The sequence below is a fragment of the Nostoc sp. PCC 9305 genome (assembly GCF_963920915.1).
Taxonomy (GTDB): domain Bacteria; phylum Cyanobacteriota; class Cyanobacteriia; order Cyanobacteriales; family Nostocaceae; genus Nostoc.
Genome location: NZ_CAWUDN010000210.1, coordinates 1 through 4,593, shown reverse-complemented (window position 1 = coordinate 4,593; position 4,593 = coordinate 1). Strand labels below are relative to the sequence as shown.

The window sequence follows — 4,593 nt, the reverse complement described above, 5'->3', positions numbered from 1 at the left end:
CCCTAAATCCCCCTTAAAAAGGGGGACTTTGATTCCGGTTCCCCCCTTTTTAAGGCAGGGCTGTTTCATTCCCTAAAAGGCGCTGATTTACAAGCGTTTCAACCAAAAAAACCAGGTGACTAAAAAATCTGATTGGGCAAGAAAATGGTGAACGCACTTAAATTTGCTGGTTGAGGTGGTAATTTTTCTTTATCCCACTCAAGCAAATTTCTGACTCATACTCTTGACAAAATCCCTAAGAGATCGAATGAAACAGCCCTGCCTTTTTAAGGGGGGTTAGGGGGGATCTAAAAGTGCCTAAAGTCACAGCGAAACACTTTTCAAACAACCTCTAAGTTTATTGACACTTATGTTCGCCACCAACCAGAAGCATCTCAGTCGCTTGAGCAATTGTCTGATAAAATCCTTTGAGCGTAAATAGTTAAGTTTATTATGACAAGTGCATCTTATATTTTTCTAGCTGGAGCAAGTCGCGGTGTTGGTCGAGAAATTGCTCAATATCTCACAGCACAACAGCTAAAGGTTAAAGCACTCCTGAGAACAGCAGCAGTTGCTACTGAACTAGAAGCAATGGGTATTGAAGTAGTTCAGGGAGATGCCTTGAATCTTGGCGATGTCGAACGCGCAATGGTAACAGATGTAGCTATTCACACGGTTATCAGTACAATTGGCGGTTTACCATCAGATGTAGAAAGACCGGATTACCCTGGTAATAGAAATCTGATCGATGCAGCAGTTAAAGCTGGAGTGCAAAAGTTTATTCTTGTATCTTCCATTGGTGCTGGCAATAGTGTTGTTGCTGCCTCACCCCAAGTTTTAGAGGTACTGGGAAAAGTTTTAGCTGAGAAAGACAAAGCCGAACAACACTTAATTGCCAGTGGACTCACCTATACAATCATCCGTCCTGGTGGACTAAAGTCAGAACCAGCAACGGGTAATGGCGTTTTAACCGAAGATCCGCACATTATTGGTAGCATAAATCGTGCAGATGTGGCGCAGTTAGTTGGTCGCAGTTTAAATAGCCAACGTGCCAATAATAAAATATTGTCAGCCGTAGACCGAAATATGCTATTTGGACAAAGAGAATTTGCCGAATTTTCTTTGGAGTAATTTAAGCACGCCAGCGGAGTATTTGACTCTTGACAGGATTGACAAATTCTCGTCCTTCAGCAACAGAACGAGCATACTCCCGCTTTAGCTGATAATACCACTGTGCCTGCATATCTGAGTCCTTAATTAGCCGCAGCACAGGATTATATTTCAAACCAATCTGTTGTTTTTCTACCACCGTTCGGTCTTGGCCAATGAAAGTCCGCGCCAGCACATGTAACAGTGGCTTGAAAAATCCTACCCAAGGAAGTGTCCAGTAAAGAGCAAAAGTTACTTCCGTTTCTGTGTCTGAAATCGGTGTAACTGCCGTCAAATTAACGACTCGATTATTACCAATGGTGGTTTCTTCAATTCTGACTCCAGGTAAACGAAAGGAAATCTCCGTTTCTGGGACACCACCGCCAATCAGCCAGTATAATCGACCCCCATTCGCAGGTAATCGGTGTCGTCGCATTGTAAAGCCGTAGGGCGAAGCATCAAATTGCTTCACTTCTTCGTGCAATTGCTCATTTCGCCACCACCAAGCACGATGAACATAAGGTGAATGAGCCGGATCCATCAGACCTACCACTGCATGATCTATAAAACAAGGGAATTTTACCACCTCTACGAACTGGTGAGAGCGATCGCCAAACCCAGGAATTACCGGAATTTCCATCTCAGATGCCGGTTGAGGGTTATCGGGATCGGGCATATATATCCAGATATTCCCTTGGGCTTCGCGGATTGGATAAGACTGCACGTCAAAGCGACTCAAATCCATTTGCTGCTCCTCTACAAGAGAAGGTATCGCAGTACAGCGTCCAGCGGAGTTAAAGCGCCAACCGTGGTAACAGCATTCAACTTCCTGCCCATTGAATCTCCCACAACTTAAAGGCACACCACGATGGGGACAAATGTCGGTCATTGCAGACACTTTGCCATCCTGGGTACGAAGTAACAGCACTGGTTCTCCTAAGAAAATGCGCCCGATCGTCATACCTGGCTTGATTTGATCGCTAGGCAGAGCATAGTACCAAGTATTACGTAATACAAAATTATCGTTATTTTTCATAACTAATGGCCTCTGCCTTTGACACAACGAAAGTTCTGGTTTGTGGAAAGGAAGGTGATGCTTGAAAACATTCTTTCAGGTTTTTAATTGCTGTAGGTAAGTTCAACTGATGTACTTATTAGTCGTGTTCGTAATTCTCTCAGATTTAGGTTGTTCTGAGAAGATTGCAGGTTTGAAATTGCATTATTCGCCACAAATTTGTACAGATACTGTTCTTTTCCGCGGGCCATCCAACTCAAAAAACAACACAGATTGCCAGGTTCCCAAAGCTAATTTACCATCCACAATGGGAATTATCTCACTAGTGTTCAGCATCATTGCCATTAAATGAGAGTGAGCATTAATCGGCTCATCTTCTGGGACATCTCTTAAATGCAAATCATTATGCAAATAGCGGTCTGATTCTGGTACTAATTTTTGCAAGAACACTTTTATATCTTCTAATAATCTGACTTCATTTTCATTGATAGATAACGCTGTTGTTGTGTGTCGGCAAAATACTAAAGCGTGTCCATTTTTAATTGATGTTGAGGCAATAAAAGATTGAATTTGTGGGGTGATATTATGAATATTAATTTTTGGCTCAGTTTCAATTTCAATTAACTTATGAATAATTGGCATCTGTTGAATTTTATATTTGCAATTGCGGACTAGGTACGCTAACACAGCTTAACGCCTTTTTGAAGGAGGCAGGAATTGAATGACTTTTAACTCCTAACTATAGTTTCCAAACCTTGTACTAATCTTTCTATCCCTTCTTTTGCCGTCTCTTTTTGTAGCGCCCCATAGGCAACGCGTAGATAGCATCCGTCATCTATGCCAAAGGTTGTACCTGGAATAACTGCTACTTTATGTTCCTGGATCAGTTGTTTGACTAACTCAAAAGCATCCATCTGGGTATGAACTTTGAGGAAAAAATAGAAAGCGCCATTGGCAGGGATAATGCTACATAAGCCTTGTAGACGATTAAGGGAGTCTAATACTAGTTGGCGTACCTGAGCGATTGCTTCTATATGACTCTTCAAATAATCCTCTTTTGCCTGCAATGCCCCTAAAGCTGCATATTGAGAAATGACTGGCGGACAAATCAAAATTGTATCCTGGACTTTTTTAACGGCAACAAGTAAGTGTTGGGGAATCACCATATAGCCAATGCGCCAACTGGCAAAACCGTATGCTTTAGAAAAACTATACAGAGAAATGGTGTACTCGCTGCTATTACCAAATGAGCCAGGTGAAACGTGTTTTACACCGTTATATGTAAAGTATTCATAAGCTTCATCGCTGATGTGGTAAATACTGTGATTAGCACAAATTTGATTTACTTGGCGCAATGCGGCTTCAGAATAGACGGCTCCAGTGGGATTATTTGGTGAAATCGTCACTACAGCCCGTGTTTTAGGAGTAATTGCTTGAGCGATCGCTTCTTTTCGCAGTTGGTAATTTTCATCCGTCGCCACTAACACTGCACGACAACCAGCCATTGCGATCGCCATTTCGTGGTTGAAATAGTAGGGCGTATTCAGAATAATTTCGTCGCCTGGGTTAGTGATGGCAAGAATGGTATTCATAAATCCCATATTGCTCCCTGCTGTGACAACGATACAGTTTTCCTCCTTGATTTCAATCCCGTTGAAGGTTTGCAATTTTCCCGCAAGTGCTGTGAGTAAAGGGGGAATTCCCTCAACTGATTTGTATAAATTATTGGCGGGTTCGGCTAAGAATTTGGCTAAAAATTCTATCGCTTCATGTGGTGGGTTGTAAGAAACAACACCTTGCCCTAGAGAGATGGTTCCAGGAGAGTTTTTAATCAGTTCCCCAACCACAGGAATAATTGGCGATTGTACCGCCTGCATACGAGAGGTTAGGGATTCCATATTTTCTTGCCTATATACCTACTTTTAGTATCTCTTAATAGGCGAACAATCAACTAGTACAGCACGGTGAATCACCAATATAGTCTGTTTATTGCCGCCGACTTATACTATGTTCTGGCACTGATTTCAATATCTATCAAGTTAATAAATGTAATAGAAATCCATTTTCTACATTTTTAGGAATTACGCAAGAGCTTTCTGAAACTCTTATTTCTCCGTGTCCTCTGCGCCCTCTGTGGTTCGTTTTTTCATGATTTTGCGTAAGTCCTGATTTTATTTTAGGGTTGGATGAATATAAAATCCGATATCTATGTTGTTTTTTGCTGCATATATTGCTTTTCTTTTAACCTATCTATAGGACTCGTATTTGATTTTTGAAAAAAACTCAGTACACTTTTATTCCTTCTTGCCTGTTCCCCGTTCCCTCCCTACGCAAATAATTTCAGGAATCAAAGCGGATTCCTATATACCTTTGAAATGTTGTTTAAAAGGCAATCAGTATCCGCTCAATAAGTTGCGGTAAGCAACAATTATTAGTGATTGTTGAATGAA

4 protein-coding genes are annotated in these 4,593 nt (G+C 41.4%); 1 reads left to right on the top strand and 3 read right to left on the bottom strand.

Annotation, left to right across the window (positions count from 1 at the left end; genetic code table 11):
- The first annotated feature begins 432 nt into the window (after nucleotides 1-432).
- Complete coding sequence (locus tag ACM0OX_RS35130; RefSeq protein WP_414519775.1) at nucleotides 433-1,110, top strand: SDR family oxidoreductase; 678 nt, start codon at nucleotides 433-435, stop codon at nucleotides 1,108-1,110.
- 1 nt (nucleotide 1,111) lies between these two features.
- Here the strand turns inward: ACM0OX_RS35130 and ACM0OX_RS35125 are convergent, their stop codons facing one another.
- From ACM0OX_RS35125 to ACM0OX_RS35115, 3 genes are all read right to left on the bottom strand, one after another.
- Nucleotides 1,112-2,164, bottom strand: coding sequence for a Rieske 2Fe-2S domain-containing protein (locus tag ACM0OX_RS35125; protein ID WP_414519773.1), 1,053 nt, complete (start codon nucleotides 2,162-2,164; stop codon nucleotides 1,112-1,114).
- 183 nt (nucleotides 2,165-2,347) lie between these two features.
- Entirely contained in the window at nucleotides 2,348-2,785 is a 438-nt protein-coding gene (locus tag ACM0OX_RS35120) for a secondary thiamine-phosphate synthase enzyme YjbQ (RefSeq protein WP_414519771.1), read from the bottom strand.
- Between the two features lie 86 nt (nucleotides 2,786-2,871).
- Nucleotides 2,872-4,041, bottom strand: coding sequence for a pyridoxal phosphate-dependent aminotransferase (locus ACM0OX_RS35115; protein WP_414519769.1), 1,170 nt, complete (start codon nucleotides 4,039-4,041; stop codon nucleotides 2,872-2,874).
- Nucleotides 4,042-4,593: the final 552 nt, after the last annotated feature.

Excerpts from the sequence above, each read along its gene's own strand:
- ACM0OX_RS35130 (WP_414519775.1), top strand. The coding sequence starts at position 433 with ATGACAAGTGCATCTTATATTTTTCTAGCTGGAGCAAGTCGCGGTGTT.
- ACM0OX_RS35125 (WP_414519773.1), bottom strand. The coding sequence starts at position 2,164 with ATGAAAAATAACGATAATTTTGTATTACGTAATACTTGGTACTATGCT.
- ACM0OX_RS35115 (WP_414519769.1), bottom strand. The coding sequence starts at position 4,041 with ATGGAATCCCTAACCTCTCGTATGCAGGCGGTACAATCGCCAATTATT.
- ACM0OX_RS35120 (WP_414519771.1), bottom strand. The coding sequence starts at position 2,785 with ATGCCAATTATTCATAAGTTAATTGAAATTGAAACTGAGCCAAAAATT.